The sequence below is a fragment of the Amycolatopsis sp. NPDC051106 genome (assembly GCF_040682775.1).
GTDB lineage: Bacteria > Actinomycetota > Actinomycetes > Mycobacteriales > Pseudonocardiaceae > Amycolatopsis.
In genome coordinates, this window is the sequence record NZ_JBFBBQ010000043.1 from 13986 (window position 1) to 35551 (window position 21566).

17 protein-coding genes and 2 pseudogenes are annotated in these 21566 nt (G+C 72.5%); 8 read left to right on the plus strand and 11 right to left on the minus strand.

Annotation, left to right across the window (positions count from 1 at the left end):
• Nucleotides 1–23: 23 nt before the first annotated feature.
• The gene (locus AB0M83_RS28300) at nucleotides 24–995 is read left to right on the plus strand and encodes an EamA family transporter (protein ID WP_364521426.1); all 972 of its coding nucleotides are present in this window, start codon (nucleotides 24–26) and stop codon (nucleotides 993–995) included.
• 46 nt (nucleotides 996–1041) lie between these two features.
• Here AB0M83_RS28300 and AB0M83_RS28305 read toward each other — a convergent pair.
• A pseudogene (locus tag AB0M83_RS28305) lies at nucleotides 1042–1410 on the minus strand (ester cyclase); the annotation flags it as partial.
• A gap of 75 nt (nucleotides 1411–1485) precedes the next feature.
• On the opposite strand from AB0M83_RS28305, the gene AB0M83_RS28310 reads away from it, so the two are divergent.
• Nucleotides 1486–2790: a cytochrome P450 gene (locus tag AB0M83_RS28310; RefSeq protein WP_364521427.1), complete on the plus strand. Its 1305-nt coding sequence runs from the start codon at nucleotides 1486–1488 to the stop codon at nucleotides 2788–2790.
• Entirely contained in the window at nucleotides 2787–3428 is a 642-nt protein-coding gene (locus AB0M83_RS28315; protein ID WP_364521428.1) for a TetR/AcrR family transcriptional regulator C-terminal domain-containing protein, read from the plus strand. Before AB0M83_RS28310 ends, AB0M83_RS28315 begins: the two co-directional genes overlap by 4 nt.
• Nucleotides 3429–3435: 7 nt before the next feature.
• Here the strand turns inward: AB0M83_RS28315 and AB0M83_RS28320 are convergent, their stop codons facing one another.
• The 6 genes and pseudogenes from AB0M83_RS28320 to AB0M83_RS28345 form a co-directional block, all read right to left on the minus strand.
• Nucleotides 3436–4083, minus strand: coding sequence for a GTP pyrophosphokinase family protein (locus AB0M83_RS28320; RefSeq protein WP_364521429.1), 648 nt, complete (start codon nucleotides 4081–4083; stop codon nucleotides 3436–3438).
• 1265 nt (nucleotides 4084–5348) lie between these two features.
• Nucleotides 5349–5651 (minus strand): annotated as a pseudogene (locus tag AB0M83_RS28325) (hypothetical protein); the annotation flags it as partial.
• 202 nt (nucleotides 5652–5853) lie between these two features.
• Entirely contained in the window at nucleotides 5854–6729 is an 876-nt protein-coding gene (locus AB0M83_RS28330) for an LLM class F420-dependent oxidoreductase (protein ID WP_364521430.1), read from the minus strand.
• A gap of 68 nt (nucleotides 6730–6797) precedes the next feature.
• Nucleotides 6798–7934 carry an adenosylhomocysteinase gene (locus tag AB0M83_RS28335; RefSeq protein ID WP_364521431.1) on the minus strand — a complete coding sequence of 379 codons (1137 nt, stop codon included), beginning with the start codon at nucleotides 7932–7934 and terminating at the stop codon, nucleotides 6798–6800.
• Between the two features lie 125 nt (nucleotides 7935–8059).
• Nucleotides 8060–9340: an alpha/beta hydrolase gene (locus AB0M83_RS28340; protein ID WP_364521432.1), complete on the minus strand. Its 1281-nt coding sequence runs from the start codon at nucleotides 9338–9340 to the stop codon at nucleotides 8060–8062.
• 158 nt (nucleotides 9341–9498) lie between these two features.
• A complete protein-coding gene (locus AB0M83_RS28345; protein ID WP_364521481.1) occupies nucleotides 9499–10479 on the minus strand; it encodes a hypothetical protein in 981 nt (326 codons plus the stop codon).
• Nucleotides 10480–10556: 77 nt separating this feature from the next.
• On the opposite strand from AB0M83_RS28345, the gene AB0M83_RS28350 reads away from it, so the two are divergent.
• Together AB0M83_RS28350 and AB0M83_RS28355 are read left to right on the plus strand one after the other, a co-directional pair.
• On the plus strand, nucleotides 10557–11153 hold the full coding sequence (locus AB0M83_RS28350) for a TetR/AcrR family transcriptional regulator (RefSeq protein ID WP_364521433.1): 597 nt from the start codon (nucleotides 10557–10559) through the stop codon (nucleotides 11151–11153).
• Nucleotides 11150–12085, plus strand: a complete 936-nt coding sequence (locus AB0M83_RS28355) for a hypothetical protein (RefSeq protein WP_364521434.1) — start codon at nucleotides 11150–11152, stop codon at nucleotides 12083–12085. The genes AB0M83_RS28350 and AB0M83_RS28355 overlap by 4 nt, the downstream gene beginning before the upstream one ends.
• On the opposite strand, the gene AB0M83_RS28360 is transcribed toward AB0M83_RS28355, so the two are convergent.
• Both AB0M83_RS28360 and AB0M83_RS28365 read right to left on the minus strand, forming a co-directional pair.
• Nucleotides 12037–13203 (minus strand): lipase family protein, encoded by a 1167-nt coding sequence (locus AB0M83_RS28360; RefSeq protein ID WP_364521435.1) that lies wholly within the window; start codon nucleotides 13201–13203, stop codon nucleotides 12037–12039. The two genes, AB0M83_RS28355 and AB0M83_RS28360, sit on opposite strands and share 49 nt — an antisense overlap.
• 66 nt (nucleotides 13204–13269) lie before the next feature.
• Nucleotides 13270–14832: a GMC oxidoreductase gene (locus AB0M83_RS28365; protein ID WP_364521436.1), complete on the minus strand. Its 1563-nt coding sequence runs from the start codon at nucleotides 14830–14832 to the stop codon at nucleotides 13270–13272.
• Between the two features lie 105 nt (nucleotides 14833–14937).
• Here AB0M83_RS28365 and AB0M83_RS28370 point away from each other — a divergent pair, with 105 nt between their 5' ends.
• Nucleotides 14938–15507 (plus strand): helix-turn-helix domain-containing protein, encoded by a 570-nt coding sequence (locus AB0M83_RS28370; RefSeq protein ID WP_364521437.1) that lies wholly within the window; start codon nucleotides 14938–14940, stop codon nucleotides 15505–15507.
• Nucleotides 15508–15914: 407 nt separating this feature from the next.
• Here AB0M83_RS28370 and AB0M83_RS28375 read toward each other — a convergent pair whose 3' ends face one another.
• Complete coding sequence (locus tag AB0M83_RS28375) at nucleotides 15915–16793, minus strand: LysR family transcriptional regulator (RefSeq protein WP_364521438.1); 879 nt, start codon at nucleotides 16791–16793, stop codon at nucleotides 15915–15917.
• Between the two features lie 128 nt (nucleotides 16794–16921).
• Here AB0M83_RS28375 and AB0M83_RS28380 point away from each other — a divergent pair, with 128 nt between their 5' ends.
• Both AB0M83_RS28380 and AB0M83_RS28385 read left to right on the plus strand, forming a co-directional pair.
• Nucleotides 16922–17800, plus strand: a complete 879-nt coding sequence (locus AB0M83_RS28380; protein ID WP_364521439.1) for a TIGR03620 family F420-dependent LLM class oxidoreductase — start codon at nucleotides 16922–16924, stop codon at nucleotides 17798–17800.
• Between the two features lie 124 nt (nucleotides 17801–17924).
• Nucleotides 17925–21056, plus strand: a complete 3132-nt coding sequence (locus AB0M83_RS28385) for a family 43 glycosylhydrolase (protein ID WP_364521440.1) — start codon at nucleotides 17925–17927, stop codon at nucleotides 21054–21056.
• Here AB0M83_RS28385 and AB0M83_RS28390 read toward each other — a convergent pair.
• A complete protein-coding gene (locus AB0M83_RS28390; RefSeq protein WP_364521441.1) occupies nucleotides 21047–21532 on the minus strand; it encodes a pyridoxamine 5'-phosphate oxidase family protein in 486 nt (161 codons plus the stop codon). The genes AB0M83_RS28385 and AB0M83_RS28390 overlap by 10 nt on opposite strands.
• Nucleotides 21533–21566: the final 34 nt, after the last annotated feature.

Here is a 21566-nt window from a genome sequence, read left to right on the forward strand (position 1 = left end):
TCGCGGGCCGTGACAGTCGGGGCATGACAAGCGAAGGACGCTGGCGCGGGGCCGCGCTGATGACGGGCAGCGGGCTGTCCAACCAGGTCGGGGCGTCGGTCGCGGCGCTGGCCTTCGCGCACCTCGGGCCGACCGGCGTCGTCGCCGTCCGGCAGTGGGTCGCGGCCGTGGTGCTGCTCGCGACCGCCCGGCCGCGGCTGCGCGGGTTCACCGCCGCCCAGTGGCGGCTCGTCCTGGCCCTGGCGGTGGTCTTCGGGACGATGAACCTCTCGCTCTACAGCGCGGTCGACCGCGTCGGCCTCGGCCTGGCCGTCACGCTGGAGTTCCTCGGTCCTCTCGGCGTCGCCCTGGCCGGGTCGCGGCGGCGGAGTGACCTGCTGGGCGCGCTGGTCGCGGCGGCCGCGGTGGTAGTGCTGGTGCGGCCGCGGCCGAGCACGGACTACCTCGGCATCGGCCTGGCGCTGCTCGCCGCCGCCTGCTGGGCGGCCTACATCCTGCTCAACCGCGCGGTCGGCGCGCGCATCCCCGGCGTCGCGGGCTCGGCGGCGGCCGCGGGCGTGTCCGGGCTCGCGTACGTGCCGGTCGGCGTCTGGGCGATGATCGCGCACCGGCCGGACCTCGGCGCGGTGCTCGCGGCGGTGACCGCCGGTGTCCTGTCGTCGGCCGTGCCGATGCTGGCCGACCTGCTGACGCTGCGGCGGGTCCCGGCTCCGGTGTTCGGCACGGTGATGAGCGTGAACCCGGTCCTGGCCGCGCTCGTCGGGTGGGTCGTGCTCGGCCAGCGTCTCGACGCGCTGTCGTGGGCCGCGATCGCCGTGATCGTCGCGGTCAACGTGCTGGCGGTGCTCAGACCTGCCGCAGCACCGGCTCCGTCGTCTCCGTCAACCGCGGATCCGGCCGCTCCCCCGACATCGCCAGGAAGCCCCGGGCCACCCGGAGCAGCAGCGGCCAGTTCTTCGGCTTCTTCTTGTCCACCCCGCCGATCAGCTGCTTGAGCATCGAGAGCGTGTCGAAGTAGATGCGCTCGCAGACGAGCTTTTCCTCCGCGTCGAACACGAAGTAGGCCGTCATGCGGACGCGGAAACGGGACCCGGTCGCCGGGATCGCGCCGAGCGGGCCGAGGTGCGTGCCCAGCAGCCAGAACTCGACGACGACCGCGTCGGCGCTGTGCCGCAACGCGATCAGCTCGTGGTGCTGGTCGGGGAACGCGGTGCGGGTGTCGTGGTAGTAGCCGCGGACGGCGCCGGCGCCGTCGTGCACCGTCATCGTCGCGATCACCTCGTAGTGCGGGTGCGGAAACGTCGCGAGCGTGGCGTCCCAGTCCTGGGCGACCTCGTCGCGGAAGTGGTCGAGCACCAGCTTCTGCCGGGCCGCGAGGACTTCGGGCGCGGGGATGTCGAACTCGGTCATCGGCGCTCCTTAAATCTACGGTGTAGGTAATTCAGGATAACCTACACTGTAGGCACGCCGATGGAAGGGGACGCCGTGCTCGAAGGAACCCTCGCCCGCGCCAAGCCGGTGATCAGGTGGGGGCTCGGCCACGCGCTCCCCCGGACCGTGCTGCGCCGCGAAGCCCGGCGCGGCGACCTCCAGGGCCGGATGGTCGTCGCCGCGGCCGACGGACGCGACCTGACCGGGCTGTTCGAGGAGATCCGCGCCGCCGGCCCGCTCGCGCGCACCCGCTTCGGCTGGATGACCACGACGCACGCCGCGGTCCGGGAAGTGCTGTCCAGCGACGACTTCCGCGTCGGCGTCATCGGCTCGGACGGCTCGCCGCTCGGCCGCCTGGTCGAGTGGTCGGCCGGCGAGCACCTGCACCCGGTGCGGCCGCCGTCGCTGCTCGCCGTCAACCCGCCGGAGCACACGCGCTACCGCAAGCTGGTCACCGGCGTCTTCACCGTGCGCGCCGTCGAGCAGCTGCGCGGGCGCGTCCAGGAGATCGCCGACGGCCTGCTCGACGAGCTCGACCCCGGCCGGCCGCTCGACCTCGTCGAGTCCTACTGCAGCCTGCTTCCGGTGACCGTGATCAGCGAGATCCTCGGCGTGCCGACGGCCGATCTGGGCAAGGTGCTGTCGCTGGGCGCGGCGGCCGCGCCCAGCCTCGACCTCGGCCTGGGCTGGCGCACGTTCCGCCACGTCGAGACCGCGCTGGGCGAGTTCGACACCTGGCTCGGCGAGCACCTCGACCACCTGCGCCGGCACCCCGGCAAGGACCTGTTCAGCAAGCTCGTCGCGGCCCGCGACGGCGGCGTCGGCCTCACCGAGACGGAGCTGAAGTCCACCGCGGGCCTGGTGCTCGCGGCCGGCTTCGAGACGACCGTCAACCTGCTCGGCAGCGGGATCGCGCTGCTCGCGGGCGACCCCGGGCAGCTCGCCGTCCTGCGCGAGCGGCCGGAGCTGTGGGGCAACGCCGTCGAGGAGGTCCTGCGGTACGACCCGCCGGTCCTGCTGACCGGCCGGCTCGCGACACGCGCGACCGAGGTCGCCGGGGTTCCCCTGCCCCGCGGCGCGCTGGTCACCACGGTGCTGGCCGGCGCGAACCGCGACCCCGGGGTGTTCACCGATCCGGGCACGTTCGACGTCACGCGAGACGGCGCGCGCGACCACGTGGCGTTCGGCGCCGGCCGCCACCACTGCCTGGGCGCCTCGCTGGCGCGCATGGAGGGCGAAATCGGCCTGCGCACGATCTTCGGCCGGTTCCCGGACCTGCGCGTGCTGCCCGGGGGCCGCCGCCGGGAGACGCGGATCCTGCGCGGCTACGAAAGCCTGCCGGCGGTGCTCGCCCCGTGACGACCCGGCGAGGCCGTCCCCCCAGGGACGCGGACGTCTTGTCGCGCGCGCGGATCCTGAAGGAGGCGCTGGCGCTCGTCGACGAAGAGGGCTTGGCCGCGGTGAGCATGCGAAAGCTCGCGCGCCGGCTCGGCGTCGACCCGATGAGCCTGTACAACCACGTCGACGGCAAGGACGCGCTGCTGGACGGCGTCGCCGAGGTGCTGCTGGCGGCGATCCCGGCGCCGGTTCCCGGCGGGGACCTGCGGGAGACGATGTCCGCGCTGGCGCACGGGTTCCGGGCCGCGATGCTCGATCACCCGCGCGCGGCGCCACTGGTGCTGACCCGCCAGCTCGCGTCGATGACGGCGCTCTCGCCGGTCGAGGCCGTGCTCGGCCCGCTGCTCGCGGCGGGCTACCCGCCGGACCGCGCGGTGCACGGGCTGCGCGCGGTCCTGGCGTTCCTGATCGGGACGCTGATGCGGGAGGTCGACGCGGCGCCGACGTTCAGCGGCACCGGCGACGAGGGCCGGCTCGCGGACCTCTCGGCGTCCGGGCTGCCTGCCGTCGCCGCGGCGGCGCCGTACCTCGCGGTGTGCGACCACGAAGCGGAGTTCGAGTTCGGGCTGGGCATCCTGCTCGACGCGCTGGCGCCGTGACGCGGCGTCAGCGGAGGCGTTCGTGCAGCGCCGCCATGCGGGCGTCGAGGTCCGCCGCCGTCCGGGCCGCGGCCGCGAGCTCGCCGGCGAAGTCGTCCGGGACGTCGTCGGCGTACTTGTAGGACAGCTTGTGCTCGACCGCGGCCCAGAAGTCCATCGCGATGGTGCGCAGCTGCACCTCGACCTTGACCTTCTCGACCCGGTCGGACAGGAACACCGGGATCCGCACGATCAGGTGCAGGCTGCGGTAGCCGTTGGCCTTCGGGCGCGCGATGTAGTCCTTGGTGCGCAGCAGCTCGACTTCGTCCTGGGCGGTGAGCATGCGGGCGACCTGGTGCACGTCGGAGACGAACGGGCAGACCACGCGGATGCCGGCGATGTCGTCGAGGACGTGCGCGGCGGCGATCCAGTCGTCGCCGAGGCCGCGGCGGCGGACCTTTTCCTTGATCGCCTCCGGCCGCTTCACCCGGCTCGTGATGTGCTCGATCGGGTCGTGGCGGTGGACGAAGTCGAACTCCTCGCTGAGGATCCGCAGTTTCGTCATCAGCTCTTCGATGGCGAACTTGTACATCAGCAGGAATCGCGGGAGTTGCCCGGCGACGGCGAGCTCGTCGGCCGCCTCCCGCAGGTCCTCGGCCGCCGGATCGGTGGTCACTGAAGCCTCGTGCTGTCGTCGGTCGTTTTCCGAGCACCAGGTTACTGGGCTCCCTCGGGTCAACGAGCAGCGGCGGGCCGGAGTTCCCGCACGTCACCGGATCGGGTCACCGAAGCCGTGCAGGCGGCGGGCCGAGGGGCAGAGGGTTGTCGGTGCACGCTGACCTGCACGCACCGGATCGGGGCAGGCGGGGCCACGGGATCAGTGGGGCACTTGGTGCAGGTGGTTCGCGCTGGCGGAGGGTGTGCACCGGCCCGCCGCCGGTGCACACCCTCCTGGTCTCACTTGCCTTCGGTGGTGGTTTCGGTCGTGCTGTCGGTCGCGGTCTCGGTGCCGGTTGCGGTCGCGCTCCCGGCCGAGGCCGCGACGCACTTCTCCGCTACCGCGGCGGCCGCTGCCTGCTCCGCCGCGTCGCCGGCCTTCTTGTTCTTGCCCTTGGCCTTCTGCTGGCCGTTCTGCTCGGCGGCCATGCCCTGCTGGTCCGCGGCCGCGCCGGAGTCGGCGGTGGCTTCGGTGACACAGGCCAGGATGGCGGTGCAGTCCTGCGCGGAGACTTCGTTCTGAGCCGCGGCTTCATCCTTCGCCGCGGCTTCGTCCTGGGCTGCCATGCCCTGCTGGTCGGCCATGCCGTTTTCGTTGGCCATACCGTTCTGGTCAGCCGCACCATTCTGCTCGGCCATGCCGTTCTGCTTGGCCGCGCCGTTGCCGTCGGCCATGCCGTTCTCGGCGGCAGCGCCGTTCTCGGCAGCCATACCGTTCTCCTTGGCCGCGCCGTTCTGGTCAGCCATACCGTTCTGCTTGGCCGCGCCGTTCTGCTTGGCCATACCGTTGCCGTCGGCCATGCCGTTCTCGGCAGCCGCGCCGTTCTCCGCAGCCATGCCGTTGGCGTCGGCCACTCCGGCGGCCTGGGCCACGCACTTCTCGACCACGTCGCAGGCCTGGACCGCCGCGTCGGCCTGAGCGGCGTCGTCTTCGGCGGCCGCGTCCTGCTGGCCGGCCATGGCGTTCTCCTCGGCCGCGCCGTTCTTCGCGGCCTTGCCCTTCTGCTTCGCCTTGCCGTTGGCGGCCTCGCCCTGGCCGGCAGCTTCCTGCTGGTCGGCCATACCGTTCTCGCCGGCGGCCATACCGTTCTCGTCCTGCTGGGCGGCCTTGCCGTTCTTGGCCTTGCCGTGGGCCATGCCGTTGCCGCCGGCCTGGGCGTCCTCTTCGGCGACCGCGTCCTGCGCGGCCGCGTCGACGACCGCCGCGCACTGGGTCGCGACCGCGTTCGCCGCCACCGCTCCGCCGCAGCCGGCCGCCGCGCGGCGCTGCTGGATCTGGTCGACCACCGCCTGGCGGTTGGCTATCCGGGCCGCCGACTGGGCGTCCGGCGCCGCCTGCTGGCCCGCGATGAACGTGAGGTTGTTCTGCAGCGCCGTGTCCAGGCCGCCGCAGCTCTCCGTCGCCGCGTTGCTCGCCGGGCTGCTGAGGGCGATCGCCGTCGCCGTCGCCCCCGCGACTCCCAGCAGCGCCGCCAGCCCGATCGTGGCCTGTTTGCGGTGTCGTCCGGTACTGCGTCCGTGGGGCATCAGCCCCTCCTCTCTGGTCGCCACCTCACCACGGCACACGGCGCGACGCCGTGAACGGTTCACCGCAAAGGAAAAACAACCAGAGAGTCCACTGTAGACGAAGAGGGCGCGCGGCACCGGCGAACCGGCGGCCCGCCGGTTCGCCCCCTGACTACCAGAGCCGGAGTAATCCGGAGGTAAACCCGCGGGCCGGACGCCGGGACTAGCCCAGCTCGGCCAGCTGCGGCACGGCCGGGGCCATGCCCTCGATCCACGCGGCCGGCGAGCCCGAGGTCGGCGTGATGATCGCCGTCTGCACGCCGAGCTTCGCGTAGTCGGCCATGGCCCGGACGAAGTCGTCGCGGGTCTCCGGCGTCGGACGCGGGTTGTTGGCCAGGACCGTCTTGCGGATCTCGTCGTAGTCGCGGCCGACGTCGTCGCAGTGGCCGCGCAGCACGTCCAGCTTGTGCGCGACGTCCTCGGGCGAGGACGCGAAGAGGTTGCACGCGTCGCCGTACTGCGCGACGAGCCGCAACGTCTTGCGCTCTCCCCCGCCGCCGATGAGCACCTTCGGGCGGCTGATCGGCTGGGGCGAGCACAGCGTCTCGGCGAGCTGGTAGTGCTTGCCCTCGAACGGGCCGTTGTTCTCCGGGTCCCACATCTGCCCGCAGATGCGCAGCGTCTCCTCCAGCCGCTCGAACCGCTCGGCGACCGGCGGGAACGGCACGCCCATCCCCCGGTGCTCGCGCTCGTACCAGGCCGCGCCGACACCTAGCACGGCCCGGCCGCCCGAGAGGACGTCGAGGGTGGTGACGATCTTCGCGAGCAGGCCGGGGTGCCGGTAGGTCACGCCGGTGACGAGCAGGCCGAGCTCGACCCGGGACGTGTGCGCGGCGAGGAAACCGAGGGCGGTGTAGCCCTCCAGCATGTTCGACTCGGCGGGCAGGCCCGTCGGCTCGATCTGGAAGTAGTGGTCCATGAAGGACAGCCAGGTCGCCCCGGCCTCCTCCGCCGCGCTGCCCACCCGGGCGAGCTCACCGGCGATGGCGGTGGTCCCGCCGTCGATGTCGAAGATGGGGAGGTGGAAACCGAGCTCCATGAAACGTTCTCCTGACGTGCGGTCGGCGTGACCCTCACGCTAGAGCCTGGAGCGCGCTCCAGGTCAAGCTAGCTCAGCCGCGCCACCAGGTCGGTGGCGATCCGGCGCTCCACCGGCGCCGGGACCGGCTGGACCTCGGCGGCCAGCCCGCCCGCGGCCACCTCCGCCAGGCTGCGGACCTGCAGGGTGAGGCCCAGGTCCATGGCCTGGACGGAGTTGCCGTTCGCGGCGGTCAGGTTGAGCATCCGGCCCTGGTCGAGGACGACGATCTCGCGGCCGTCGGCGAGCACGTGCCCGACCCGGCGGCCGGGTTCGCCGTACTCGACCGTGTGGATCGTCGCCGACCGCAGCGCGGCCGCGTCGATCTCCCACGCGAAGTGCCCGACCCCGGCGAGCAGGGCGCCGTCGGGCAGGGCCGCCAGCTCCGCGGAGCCGACGACGCCCGGGGCGCCGGTCGCGGTGAAGACCGCCTGCGCGTCGGACAGGACCTCGACCGAGGAGCCGGCCCGGTGACCGTCCAAAATGGCCTGGAGCGCGCGCATCGGGTCGGTGTCGCACACCGCGACCCGCGCGCCGAGGCGGGAGAGGGTGTCCGCGACGCCCTTGCCGCACGGCCCGTAGCCGAGCACCGCAGCGCGCATCCCCGGCACCATCAGGTTGGTGGCGTTGAGAAATCCCTGCACGACGCTCTGGCCGACCCCGAACTCGTTCTCCACCAGCAGCTTCAGCCGCGAGTCGTTGATCACGACGACCGGGTGGCGCACGCGCGCCTCCCGCAGCCGCACGCCGCCGGTGGTCGTCTCCTCGGTGCCGCCGAGGTACCCCGCGGGCGGCCCGGACGCCAGCAGCGACAGGGTCAGGTCGGCGCCGTTGTCGAGGGTGAGGTCCGGCTCGCACTCGAGGACCTTCGCGACGTTCCGGGCGTGGCCGGCGTCATCGTCGGCGCGGCGCGTGTGCACCCGCACCCCGAGCGTGCGGAGGGCGTCGGCGACGTCGTCGTGGGTGGTGCCGGGCGAGCCGGTCAGCGTGACGTCGACGCCGGCGCGGGCCAGCAGGGTGACCAGGGCCGCGGTCTTGGGCTCGACGTGCAGGCACATCGCGAGGCGCCGGCCGGCGAGCACCGGCGCGGCTTCCTCGACGGCGGCCGCGGTCAGCGGCATGTGCTTGAGCGCCCAGGTGGTCCCGGCGTGCGGGGATGCAGACATGACTGTGCCTTACGGTTGGGGGAGAGAGGACCTGGAGGCGGGGTCCGTCAACCGTAGAAGTCGCAGCGGTAGGAGTGGTCGCCGAAGATCGGCGCCACGAGTGCCTGACCGCTCATACCGTCAAGCTACCGCACGACCGAGGCCAGGAAGTCCGCCACGTCCGCCGGGTCGCCGGTCGTCACCGGGACGCCCGCCGCGCGCAGGGGGTCCGCGAACTCGGCCGACTTGCGGCCGCCCTGGCCGAGCAGGAACGGCGGCGCGCCCGCGGCCGGGTACGCCAGCGGGCTCGCCTCGCGCCACGTCGCCGGGGAACGGCCCAGCGCCACCAGGATCGACGCGCGGGTGAGCGGGTCCAGGCCCGTCAGGTCGAAATCGGCCGGAGCGTCCAGCGCCGCCACCGCGCGGACCGGGCTCTCCGGGACCCTCGCCACACCGAGCAGCGACGCCAGCGTGCCGCCCGTTCCCGTGCCCACGGCCGTGATCCGCGCCGGGTCGACGTTCAACGCCGCCGCGTTGGCCGCCAGGAACCGGACCGCGCACCTCGCGTCCGTCAGCGGCGCCGGCCAGCGCGCCGCGGGCGCGAGGCGGTAGTCGATCGAGGCGACCGCGAACCCCCGCGCCGTCAGGGCGTCGCGCCGGGGCACCAGCCGCGACCCGGCGAGCAGCGCGCCCAGGCCGGCCGGCTTGCGGTTGCCGAGGACGAGACCCCCGCCGTGCAGGAAGAGCACCACCGGGGCGGCCCGGGCGTCCGGGCGCGGGCGCGCGATGTCCATGAGCAGGGGGATCCCGTCCGGGCGGCAGTATTCGACCGTGCTGCCGTCGAGCAGCGTCGAGGTCGACGTGCCGGTGACGTTGTCGCCGGCCGCGACCGTGCCCACCGCGCCGGTCGCGAGCACCAGCAGCAGCACCGGGAACAGCACGATCCACGCCGACACGCGCCGCAGCGTCGACGGCCTCGGGTGTGCTCGTCGCCGAGCCACGATCAGAAAGCCCAAGACGGCGATGAGCTGCAGCGCGGCGGCGGCGTAATCCGCGAAGCCGGCGACGGTGTCCGCCGGCTGCCACGGGTCGAACCGCGTCAGCAACCCGAGCGGCCGGCTCGCCACCCACAACGCGAGGCTCGCGGCCGCGACCCACGCGCCGGCCCGGGCGGTCTTGCGGGTCGGCCACCCGAGCACGACGACGAAAGCGACGAACTCGACGGCGGCGAACAGGCCGAACAACATCGCGTAGAACTGCCAGACCCGCCAGAGGGCGGCGAGCGAGGCGGCCGGGATCAGGGCGCCGCCGAGCGCGGCGAAAGCGGCCGTGACCAGCACCGGACCGCGTCGCAGCGGCGGCGGGGTGGCGTAGCGCGCGGTCGTCGACGGGTGGCGCGTGCCGTGGTACCCGTCGACGACCTTCATGGCGCCAGTGTCACCCCGGCACCGGGGTCGCCGCCACGAATCAGGCGAACCCGGCGAGCGGGCGCACCTCGATCGGGGCGGTGAACCGGCCGGCCCAGCCGAGCGCGGCGGCGAGATCGGCGGCCTCGACCAGGCAAAACCCGCCGAGGTGCTCCGGCTCAGGCGTAGCAGTCCGCCAAGGCGCCGAATGCCGCTTTCGGCTCCCAGGGCACATCGCCATACGTCCGGCCGGAGCCCTCCTCCAGTACCTTCACCACGCCCCAGCTCGCCATGTCCAGGTCCGCCCGCGGATCGGCCCGGTGGACCAGCCCGTAACACACGAACGTGCAGGCGAAGGCCGCGTCGACGCCCTCCGTCGCGAAGATCTCCAGCAGCTCGCGGAAGTACCGCGCCTGCTCCTCCTCGTCGCGGACGTACTCGCCCTTCAACCGCACCGGAACGTCGCCCTCGTACTCCACGATTTCGCCGCAGCGGGCGCCGAGGTCGGCCGCTCCCCGGTACGGCGTCACGCCGAACTCCGTGATCGCCACCGGTTTGCCCGACGCCACCAGCGTGCGGACGCCCTCGCGGTAGACGTGCGCGACCTCCTTCGAGCGGTGCGCATCCACCGAGATGATGTCGAACGGCTCCCAGTTCACCCGCTCCAGCGGTACCGCCGCGTACGTCACGCGGCCGCCGAACCGGGCGCGGACCGTCGCGACCGCCCGGGCCAGGAACGCGTTGACCCGGTCCGGGAGCCCGGCGACGAGGTCCCGTGACGCCAGCAGTCCGGCCAGCCGTTCTTCGATCCCCTCCCCGGGCAGGAAACCGTGGTTGAACAGGCTCAGCTCGGCCCCGGTGACGAACACGATCTCGGCTCCCGCCCGCCGGAGGCGTTCGGCTCGCGAAGCACCGTCGGCGAGGAGCTCGAGGATCTCCTCCTGCGTGCGATCCCACGGGAACGGCGAGAACCACACCTCCAGCCCGAGGGCGGCGGCCTCGCGGGCCGCGTGGTCGATCCGGTCCAGGTCGGTGCCGATCAGCCGGACGGCCGTGCAGTGCAGGTCGTCGCGGATGATCGTCAGCTCGCGGCGGACCAGGTCCGGGTCGAACGGGCGGTTGAACCGCCCGTCGCGCTCCAGGCCGGTGTCGTAGCCGATGCCCTTTGGCTCGCACGGTTCCTCCAGGGAAGTAGGGTACGGTCCGTACCGTACCCTAAAGCGGTACACTGCGGCACATGGCCGAGACCCGCCGCCGCGGCACCGAACTGGAAACCGCGATCCTGCGCGCCGCCGCGGACGAGCTCGCCGAGGCCGGCTACCCCGGCCTGACCATGGAACGGGTCGCGCGGCGGGCCGGCACCAACAAGAACGCGATCTACCGCCGCTGGCCGAACCGTGCCGCGCTCGGGGTCGCCGCCTACCGGCACGTCGCCGCGGACACCCTCAAGCCACCCGACACGGGCAACCTCCGCGAGGACGCCCTGGCATTGCTGCGCGCGATCAACTGCGGTCAGACCTCCCCCGCCGCCCGGATCCTGCGCGGTCTCCTGACCGGCGTCGGCGACGAGCCGGAGCTGCGGGAACAGCTGCACGCACAGGCCGCCGAAGGGGGCGTGAAGCCGTGGCTCGAGATCGTCGAGAGGGCCGTCGCACGCGGCGAAGCGCGTCCCGGAGCCCGGCACCCGCGCGTCGCCACCGTCGCACTCGTGCTGCTGCGCAACGAATTCCTCACGCGCGGACTGACCACGCTGGACGACGACGTGCTCGTGGAGATCGTCGACGAGGTCTACTTGCCGCTGGTGGCCGCACCCGTGAGTACCGTCGAAGCGTGACCCGACTCGCCCGACACGACAAGATCGCCGCGGCCCTCGAGGAGGCACCCGACGACCTCCTGGCTTCCGCACGCCCGCTCGGCACCGGGATCGGCGGCTCGACCTGGCTGCTGACCGTGGCCGGCGAACCCGTCTTCGTGAAGCGGGTCGCGTTGACCGAGGTCGAGCGGCGGCACGAAGGCTCGACCGCGGACCTGTACGGGCTGCCGCCTTGGTACCACTACGGGGTGGGCTCCGCGGGCATCAGCGCCTGGCGTGAACTGGGCGCACACCTCGCGGCGACCGGATGGGTGCGCACCGGGCAATGCGAGAACTTCCCGCTCCTGCACCACTGGCGCGTCCTGCCCGGGCTGCCGCGCCCCCGCACCGACTTGGAACGGGACGTCGCGTTTTGGCACGGCGATCCGGGCGTGCGGCGCCGTTTGGCCGCTCTCGACGACGCGACCACGGACCTCGTCCTGTTCCTCGAGTACCTGCCGCAGAACCTCTCCCAATGGCTCACCGACGACCCCGGTGGCGTTGCCCTGGCACACCGCGACCTACGCGGGATCACCGAGTTCCTCGCCGGCCAGGGCGTTCAGCACTTCGACGCGCACTTCGCGAACATCCTCACCGACGGGGACCGGCTTTACCTCAGCGACTTCGGGCTCGCGGCGATGCCGGACTTCGCACTATCGGCGGCCGAAGCGGAATTCCTCGCCGAGCACTCCGCGCACGACCAGGCGTACGTGCTGACCCGCCTGGTGAACTGGACCGTCCGGCACCACATCGACGACGGTGGCCAGCTCGGGCGCTACGCCGCGTTGGCCACCGTCGTCAACGACTTCTACTTCGCGCTCCACGCTGTAGACCGGCGGACGCCATACCCCAAGGACGAGATCGCTCAGCAGTTGGAGCGCGCCGGCTTGCCCGCGAACCGGTCGCCCAGGTAGCGCACCACGTCGCCGGCGGAGAAGGCCAGCGTCGTCACGTGTTCGCCGACGTAGGTGCCCCACGTGACGGGCACCCCGGCCGCGCAGTACTCGCGCCGCAGGGTCCGCGCCTGCGACAGCGGGATGATCTCGTCGAGGCTGCCGTGGAACAGGAAGACCGGCGCCTTCGGCGGGCGGGCGCCCAGCTCGTTCTCCGCCAGCCGGGCCTGCCACTTCGGGGTCGTCAGGGGGTTCGCCGTCGTGTAGTCGGCGATGTGCCCGAAGGCGTAACCGAACACGGCGTCGACGCAGGCGTCCCGCTGCGTCGCGTACAACGTGCGGCCGCGCTCGTTGAGGTAGGCGGGCAGGTCCAGCTCCGGGTACGCCGCGTCCAGGCCCAGCGCCGACAGCAGCAGGAAGCCGAACCCGACCCCGCCGTCGAGGCTCTTCGCCACGACGTCCAGGTCCGCGGGCGTCCCGCCCGCCGTGATGCCCGCGACCTGCAGCTCCGGCGCGTACGACGGCGCCAGCTCGCCCGCCCACGCCGCTCCCCCGCCACCTTGGGAGTAGCCGGAGAACGCGACCGGCCCGCCGGCGGCCAGGCCCGCGGCCGGCAGCCGGGTGGCCGCGCGGGCGGCGTCGATCACCGTGTGGCCCTCGGACCGGCCGACGACGTAGGTGTGCAGGCCCGGTGTCCCGAGACCTTCGTAGTCGGTGATCGCGACGGCCCAGCCGCGGCTCAGCATCGCGTCGACGAACAGCGGCTTTTCGTAGTCGGGCTGGAACTTCGACGGCGCGCAGCGATCGCCGACGCCGCGGGTGCCGCTGGCCACCGAGACGATCGGGCGCGGGCCGGCACCGGTCCACGGCGCTGTGGGCACCAGGACGCGGCCCGACACCGCGATCGGCGTGTCCGTCGCGGACCGCGACCGGTACAGCACCAGGTACCCCTTGGCGCCGGCCGAATCCGGCAACGGCCGCCACCAGACGACGTCGCCGTCGGCGCCGGCCGGCAGCGGGCTCGGTGGCGTGTAGAAGGCGTCGCCGTCCGGGCCGCGAGGCGGCTCCGCGGCGCTCGCCGGGCTTGCCGGGGTGGAGACCAAGAGCACGGCCAGCAAGACCGTCCACAAGCGACGCATCAGAACTCCTCGTCGAGTCCGGAACTTTCAGAAGACAGTGCCAACTTCAGAAGACAGAGCCCGACTTCAGAAGACGGAGCCGACGTCTTCGGCGATCAGGTGGTCCAGCGCGCGCTCGGCGACCGCGGCGATGGTCATCGACGGGTTGCAGGCGGCGGTCGTCCCGGGCATCAGGGCACCGTCGAGCACGTAGAGGCCGCGGTGGCCGAGCACGCGGCCTTCGAGGTCGCAGACCGTCCCCATCGCGGCGCCGCCGAGTGGGTGCCAGGTGCTGGGCACGACGGCGGTCGTGTCGAGCAGCACGCCGAGCGGGCCGGCGATCCGGGAGACGCGTTCGTGGATGCGGGCGCTGAGCTTCGCGTCGGCGTTCGCGGGCCAGTGCAGGACGGCGTCGTCCTTCGCCGCGTCGTAGACGAACCGGCCGCGGCCGGCGCTGATGCCGTACCCGACGAGCATCGTCGTCCGCAGGTCCGGCAGCGGCGGCAGCGACGCCTGGATGACGGTGTTGGCCGTCGCCGGGTCGTCCCACTCCTTGCTGCCGTAGACGACCGGGCCGCCCTGCGGCGCGCCGAAGTCGTCGGCGAGGTTCGTCCAGGTGTAGATGCGGTCGCCGTTGGTGCCCCAGCCGGCGCCGAGCGCGTCGGGCAGGTCAGGGATGTCGCCCTTCGCGCCCGCGCGCATCAGCAGCCGGGTGGTGTTCGCCGTGCCGGCCGCCATGACCAGCGCCTTCGCGGTGAGGACCTTCTTCTCCAGCACGGTTCCGGACGTGTCGATGCGGTCGACGCGGATTTCCCAGCGCCCGTCCGGCGCCATGGCGACGTCGGTGACGTGGTGCAGGGTCGCGACGGTGCAGCGGCCGGTGGCCTCGGCGGCCGCGAGGTAGGTGACGTCGACCGAGTGCTTGCCGCCGTTGTTCACCCCGAGCGCGCAGTCGCCGTTGGTGTAGGACGGTTTCACCTCGCCGTCGAGCTCGCGCAGGGCGTAGTCCCAGTCGATCGGCATCGGGATCTTCTCGACGGCGTAGCCCGCGTTACGCGCGTTGCGGGCGAAGATCCGCGAGGCCTGGTACGGCTTGCTCTCGACGAGGGCGTCCGGCGCGGTGGCGATGCCGAGCATGGCGGCGACGCGCGGGTAGTACTCGGCGTCCAGGCGCGCGTAGTCGAGCTGCTCGGGGAAGCAGGCGTGGAACAGCTCGGCCGTCGGCTGCAGCGTCATGCCCTGGTAGACCAGCGAACCGCCGCCGACGCCGGCCGCGCACATCATGCTCATGCCCCGGCCGCCGACCTGTTCGAGCAGCCCGGTGTAGCGCTCGAACGGCGGCAGCGACGGGAGGCCGGGCAGCGAAGGTGCCGAGCCGAGCCAGAAGATCCGCTTGTCGGGCGACGACGTCGGGTGCGGGAACGTCTCGGCGTCCGGGCCGGTCGGCCAGCGGCGGCCGCGTTCGAGCACCAGCACGGGCACGCCGGCCTGAGCGAGCCGCAGCGCCGTGACGCCGCCGCCGAACCCGGAGCCGATGACGACGACCCGGTGCTCCTCCCGCGTGACCGGCACGCGGCCCGCGCCGAGCGCCGCGACCCCCGCGACGGCGGCCGCGCCCCGCAGGACGGTACGGCGGTTCAGGCTCGGCATGGCGGCTCCCTCGGTGTCTGCGGTGACCGAGGGTGACTGTAGGAACCCGAACCGAGAGATGGAACGGATTGCCGGTCTCACTACTCGCGAGTAGCATTCCCGGCCATGCGCGCTGTGCGACCGTCCGCGGCCGTGCCCCGGCGCGTCGACGCCCGCCGCAACCGCGAGGCGATCCTGCGCGCGGCCGACGAAGCCTTCAGCGAAGACGCCGATGTCGCGCTGGACGAGGTGGCCCGCCGCGCCGGCCTCGGCCGGGCGACGGTCTACCGGCACTTCCCCGACCGCACCGCGCTCGCGCTCGCCGTCGCGGCCCACCACCTGGCGGCGTTCAAGACCCAGGTGCGGGGGCAGGAGTCCTTCCGCGAGCTGCTGCGGGCGGTGCTGACGATGCAGGCCCGGCGGCGCCCACTCGTCCGGCTGTTCCGCGAACTGCCGGAGCGCAGCCAGCGCCAGTACACCCACGCCCTGGTTTCCTTGCTGCGCCCGGCTTTCGAGGCGGCGCAGCGCGAAGGCAGCGTACGCGCGGACCTGGAACCCGCGGATCTGGCGCTGCTCTTCGAGATGCACGAAGCGGCGCTCGTGTCGGGACTGGCGCCCCGGGAACCGGCGGAACCGGCGCAGCGGCTGGTGCGGGTGTTCCTCGACGGCCTCGCCGCGCGGGACCAACCCGGCTAGCCCGGGTGGAGCAGCGCTTGCTCCGAACGTGTGAACCCGCCTGCCGGACCGAGAAATCCGCAGGTAGAGCCACAAAAACGTGATTGGCCGCCAGGAAGCCTGGGTACTTCCGGATCACGGCACCGGTGCCCGGATCCCAGGTCTTTCGCACCGGGCCGCACCTTCCGCCCGTGACCGGGTCCGCCCCCGGCACGGCACCGCCACGCACATTTTCTCGTCCACCGGAGAACACCATGACCAACGACTCAGGAGCATGGCACGCCAAACTGCAGCGCGAACAGGAAGCGATCCAGCGCAAGCGAGCGCAACAGGCCTCGCGAACGCCGGCCGGGACGTCCGCCACGCCCCGCTGACCCGACCGTCCACAAAGGATGCCGCGGCGCCCCGGCCGGACGCCGCGGCTTCCTTCATTCCGGCCGGGTCAGCAATGCCTCCGCGCCCTTGCGGAACGCCGCCACGAGCCGGTTGCGCTCACCCGCCCGCGTCGCCACCGCCACCTGGCTCGGCTCGACGCCCACCAGCGGGACGGTCGTCAGATCCGTGCGGAGGCCGGTGATGTTCCCCGGCGCCGCCGGGATGATCGCCACCGCCTGCCCGCTCGCCACGAGCTCGATCTTGTCCTCGATCGCGTCGATGAGCGGCCCGCCGGGCGCCGGCCGGCCGTCCGGCCGCGGGTCGACGCGCCAGAACGCGTCCCACTCCGGGTCGAGGGCGCGCGGCAACGGCTCGTCGGCGATGTCGTCGAGCGTCACGGATTCCTTGCCCGCCAACCGGTGGTCGCTCGGCAGCAGGAGTACGCGCGGTTCGTCGTAGAGGATCGTCACGTGCAGTCCCGCCGCCCGGAGCGGCAGCCGGACGACGGCGACGTCGACGCGGTGCTCCAGCAGTGCCGCGCGGGCATCGTCCCAGGCGAGGTGCTGGGTGCGCACCTCCGCGTCCGGGTGGCGGCGGCGCAGGTCGCGCACTGCCGGCGTGACGATCAGGTTCCCGGTGTAGCCGACGGTGATCCGGCTGGGCCGCGCGACCGCCCGCGCGTGGGCCGCCGCGTGCGCGGCCGCCCGCAGCAGGTCCGCGGCGAGGGGGAGGAACGCCTCGCCGGCCTCGGTGAGCCGCGTGCCCTGCGGGGTGCGGTCCAGCAGGCGAGCGCCGACCTGCTGCTCCAGCCGCACGATCTGCCGGCTCAGCGACGACTGCGTGAGGTGCAGTTCGGCGGCGGCCCGGCCGAAGTGGCAGTGCTCCGCGACGACGGCGAAGCCGCGCACCAGGCTCAGATCGAGGTCGGCCATGTCTCCCAACGTACTCCGTCGAGCTGCGGTGATGCACACATCGCATCGCGTCTCGCGAAACAATCATTGGACCCGGCCCGCTCGGTGGCGCCACGGTGGCAGGACCACACCGTCTGAGAGGGAGTTCCATGGCGACCTTGGGGCCCGTCGGCGTCTACCTGCCGATTTCGTTCACCCGCGTCCCGCCGGCCGAGAGCCAGCGGGAGGCCGTGCGACGGCTGGAGAGCGCCGGATACCGGACCGTCTGGACGAACGAGGTCGTCGGCGGCAAGGACGCCCTCGTCCAGCTGGCCGTGCTGCTGGCCGCCACCGAGCGGCTGACGTTCGGCACCGGCATCGCGAACATCTGGGCCCGCGAACCGCAGACCCTGCACGCGGGGGCGGCTTTGCTCGCCGAGGCGTACCCGGACCGGCTCGTCCTCGGTGTGGGCGTCGGCTACCCGCAGCAGGCCGAGGGTACCGGCCGGGACTTCGGCAGTCCTCTCTCGACGATCCGCGACTACGTGCAGCGGATGGACGCGGAAACCTGGCCGGCGGCGCCGGAAGCGAGGTATCCGCGGATCCTCGGCGCGAACGGGCCGAAGATGCTCGCCCTGGCGGGGAAGATCGCGGACGGCGCTTTTCCGGCCAACCTCCCGCCGGCGTTCACCGCCGAGGCCCGCTCGGTGCTCGGCCCGGACAAGCTGCTCGTCGTCGGCCTGGCCGTCGTCCCCGATCTCGACACCGGCCGGGCGAAGGCGGCGGCGATCGAGAAGATGTCGGGCACGCTGACCCTCCCGACGTTCTCGAACGCCCTGCGCCGCTTGGGTTTCGCGGTGGACGACGTCGCCGGGATCGCGGACGCCGTCGTGGCCTGCGGCGGACCGGACGCGATCGCGGCCAAGGTCCGCGAGCACCTCGCGGCGGGCGCGGACCACGTCCTGCTCATGCCCCCGGCGACGGACGACTTCACCGCCGACGTCACGGTGCTGGAACGGCTCGCACCGGCGTTCGAGGATCTCGGGTGACGGGCGCCGGCCCTCGGCCGGCCTCTTGACCAGCGGACGCGCCGGACTCTATGGTCAGCGTGCTTCGCCTGATGTTAACGTTAACATCGGGTAGTCCCGACGCGCCCCCGAAGGATCGACAACGATGAAGTTGTTCTCCCCGCGCCGTTTCGGCGTCGTGCTGGCCGTCGTGGCCACGCTCGTCCCCCTGGGCACCACCGGTGCCGGTGCCGCTCCCCCGCCCGGCGCCACCCGTGCCGCCGCGAGCGCGCTGTCCGTGCCCGGCATCGACGACGTCCGCGGCAACCTCACGCTGCCGACCGGGGGCGCGGGCGGCACGAGCGTCGCCTGGACGTCGTCCGCGCCCGCCGTGATCACCCCGACCGGCGAGGTCACCCGGCCGCCGACCGGCGCCCGACCCGCGAAGGTCGTGCTGACCGCCGAGGTCCGGCTCGGCCGCGAGAGCACGACACGCCGGTTCACGGCCACCGTCGTCCCGAAGCCGGCGCAGGAACCCTTGGCGGGCTACAGCTTCTTCTACTTCACCGGCGAAGGCACGTCCGACGGCGAGCAGATCTATTCGGCGCTGAGCAAGGGCAACGACCCGCTGAACTGGACCGAGCTGAACAACGGGCGGCCGGTGCTCAAGTCGAGCCTGGGCGAGCTGGGCGTGCGCGACCCGTTCATCCTGCGCTCGCCCGACGGCGACAAGTTCTACCTGCTCGCGACCGACCTGCGGATCTACGCCGGCCGCGGCTGGGACGCCGCCCAGCGCTCCGGCAGCCGGTCGATCATGGTCTGGGAATCCACCGATCTGGCGCACTGGTCACGCCAGCGCAGTGTGCAGGTATCCCCGCCGACCGCGGGCAACACGTGGGCGCCCGAAGCCTCGTGGGACGCCAAGCGGGGGACGTACGTCGTGTACTGGGCGTCGAAGCTGTACGCCGAGAACGATCCCAACCACACCGGCGACAGCTACAACCGGATGATGTCCGCGACCACCCGCGACTTCGTCACCTTCAGCGCGCCGCAGGTGTGGAACGACCCGGGCTACTCGGTGATCGACTCGACGGTCATCAAGGACCAGGACACCTACTACCGGTTCACCAAGGACGAACGCAACAACACGTCCTCGACGCCGTGCAGCAAGTTCATCACCGAGGAGAAGTCCACCGACCTGCTCGAGCCGCACTACGGCTTCGTCGCCGACTGCATCGGCAAGGCGACGGCGACCGGCCCCGGGCTCTCCGCCGGCGAAGGACCCACCGGGTTCAAGTCCAACACCGAGAACAAGTGGTACCTGTTCATCGACGAGTTCGGCGGCCGGGGCTATGTCCCGTTCGAGTCCACCGACCTGAACTCGGGCAAGTGGACGATGTCCACGGGCGCGCACCTGCCCGCGTCCCCGCGGCACGGCACCGTCCTGCCGGTCACGCAGGCGGAGATGGCGCGGCTGAGCGCTCCCCCGGCGCCGGCGCGGGCCGACGCGAACGGCCTCGTCGCGCACTGGCCGCTCGACGCGAAGTCGGGGCAGGTCGCGACCGACACCACCGGCCACGGCTACGACGGCGCCCTCGCCGGGGACGTGTCGTGGGCCGGCGGCTCGCTGAGCTTCGGCGGCACGAACGGGCACGTCCAGCTGCCGAACAACCTGCTGACCGGCGCCGCGGCGGCGACCGTGTCCGCCGACGTCCTGGTCGACCCGGCCCAGCAGACGCCGTACTTCCTCTGGGGCTTCGGCAACACGGCGCCGTCCGGGGCGGGCGACGGCTACCTGTTCACCACCGGCGGCACCGCGAGCGGCGGCCTGCGCGGCGCGATCGCGACCGGCAACTGGACGACCGAGCAGCAGGTGGCCTCGAAGGGCGGGCTGCCGCGCGGGGTCTGGAAGAACCTGACGCTGACCGTCGGCGACGGGGTCGCGGTGCTGTACCTCGACGGCGTCGAGGTCGGACGCAACACGAACGCGACGATCAAGCCGTCGGACCTCGGCGGCGGCGTCACGGCGGCGAACTACCTCGGCCGCTCGGTGTACGCGGGTGACCAGTACTTCCGCGGCAGGATGAAGGACGTGCGGCTCTACGACCGGGCCCTCTCGGGGCTCCAGGTGGCGACGCTGCCGTCGAACAGCACGACGATCCGGTCGGTCGAGCTGGCTTCGTTGAAGACGCCGGCCGTCATCGACTCGGGCGCGTCGACCGTCGTGCTGCCGGTGCGGCCGGGGACCGACCTGCGCCGGCTCTCGCCGAAGTTCGGGCTGGCGCCCGGCGCCACGATCGAGCCGGACACCCGGACGGTGGACCTGAGCCGGCCGCGGCGGTTCACGGTGACCGGGGCCGGCGGCGACCGTCGCGTGTGGACGGTCGAGGCGCACGAGACGCGCAGCCCGGTCCTGCCGGGGTACCACGCCGACCCGAACATCGTCGCGTTCGGCGACACGTACTACCTGTACCCGACCACGGACGGCTTCGACGGCTGGAGCGGCACGAAGTTCTCGGCGTGGTCGTCGAAGGACCTGGTGAACTGGACGGACGACGGCGTCATCCTCGACCTGGGGCCGGACGTGAGCTGGGCGGACAAGAACGCCTGGGCGCCGACGATCGCCCAGCGCAACGGCAAGTACTACTTCTACTTCTGCGCGGAGGCCAAGATCGGCGTGGCGGTGAGCGACTCGCCGACCGGCCCGTTCGTCGATTCGGGCAAGCCGCTGATCGCGGTCAACCCGGACGGCGGCCAGGCGATCGACCCGGCTGTGTTCGTCGACCACACCGGGCAGCCGTACCTGTACTGGGGCAACGGCAACGCGTACGTGGTGCCGCTGAACGAGGACATGGTCTCCTTCGACCCGGCGAGGATCACCCGCCTGACGGGCCTGGACGGCTTCCGCGAAGGCCTGTTCATGGCGGAACGGAAGGGCACGTACTACCTGAGCTGGTCGATCGACGACACCCGCAGCGAGGACTACCGCGTCGGCTACGCGACGGCGCCGTCGCCGACCGGGCCGTTCACGAACCACGGCCTGATCCTGGCCAAGGACGCCCACCTGGGCATCCTCGGCACCGGCCACAGCTCGATGCTGCAGGTTCCGGGCACGGACGACTGGTACCTGGCCTACCACCGCTTCGGCATCCCGGGCGGCGACGGCACGCACCGCGAAACGACGATCGACAAGCTGACCTTCCGCCGCGACGGAACGATCGTCCCGGTGACACCGACGCTGGAGAGCGTCCGCCCGGAGCGGGTCCCGCAGTGCCGGGGGAAGGTACGCTACAGCTGAACCCGGTGGTCCCGGGCTTCGCCGTGGAGGGCGCACGGCTGCCCGGGATCCCGCGGGCACAGGACCCAGCGCGCCGACGCGACCACGGAGTACATCCGGTAGGGCGACGGCCCGGACACGTCTTCGAACGTCACCGCCGAAGCGCCGTCGCCGTCGTCGCGGGGATAGCTCGCCAAGGCCCGGTCGAGCGCCTCGCCCGACAGCTCTCGCGCGTCCCCCACCGCGTAGAACGCCCGGCCGTGGTAGGGCGCGACCGTGGAGTCGAAGACGACCAGGCTCACCCGCGGGCGTTCGGCGAGGTTGCGCGAGTGACGGGCACCGGTCTCCGAGACCCACACGAACGTGTGGTCATCTTCCGGGGCGAAGTAGACCGGACACGTCCAAGGAGCGCCGTCCGCGTCGGTCGTGCCGAGGGTCAGGTAGGCGTTGGCCGAGATCAGGGCGCGGGCGTGGGCCGCGAGGTCGTCGTTTGCCATCAGGGGTCGGATTCTGCCACTCGGACCGGTGAGA

Coding starts and splice junctions, on each gene's coding strand:
- AB0M83_RS28300 (WP_364521426.1), top strand. CDS start 24: ATGACAAGCGAAGGACGCTGGCGCGGGGCCGCGCTGATGACGGGCAGC.
- AB0M83_RS28330 (WP_364521430.1), bottom strand. CDS start 6,729: ATGGAGCTCGGTTTCCACCTCCCCATCTTCGACATCGACGGCGGGACC.
- AB0M83_RS28335 (WP_364521431.1), bottom strand. CDS start 7,934: ATGTCTGCATCCCCGCACGCCGGGACCACCTGGGCGCTCAAGCACATG.
- AB0M83_RS28340 (WP_364521432.1), bottom strand. CDS start 9,340: ATGAAGGTCGTCGACGGGTACCACGGCACGCGCCACCCGTCGACGACC.
- AB0M83_RS28350 (WP_364521433.1), top strand. CDS start 10,557: ATGGCCGAGACCCGCCGCCGCGGCACCGAACTGGAAACCGCGATCCTG.
- AB0M83_RS28360 (WP_364521435.1), bottom strand. CDS start 13,203: ATGCGTCGCTTGTGGACGGTCTTGCTGGCCGTGCTCTTGGTCTCCACC.
- AB0M83_RS28365 (WP_364521436.1), bottom strand. CDS start 14,832: ATGCCGAGCCTGAACCGCCGTACCGTCCTGCGGGGCGCGGCCGCCGTC.
- AB0M83_RS28370 (WP_364521437.1), top strand. CDS start 14,938: ATGCGCGCTGTGCGACCGTCCGCGGCCGTGCCCCGGCGCGTCGACGCC.
- AB0M83_RS28375 (WP_364521438.1), bottom strand. CDS start 16,793: ATGGCCGACCTCGATCTGAGCCTGGTGCGCGGCTTCGCCGTCGTCGCG.
- AB0M83_RS28380 (WP_364521439.1), top strand. CDS start 16,922: ATGGCGACCTTGGGGCCCGTCGGCGTCTACCTGCCGATTTCGTTCACC.
- AB0M83_RS28385 (WP_364521440.1), top strand. CDS start 17,925: ATGAAGTTGTTCTCCCCGCGCCGTTTCGGCGTCGTGCTGGCCGTCGTG.
- AB0M83_RS28390 (WP_364521441.1), bottom strand. CDS start 21,532: ATGGCAAACGACGACCTCGCGGCCCACGCCCGCGCCCTGATCTCGGCC.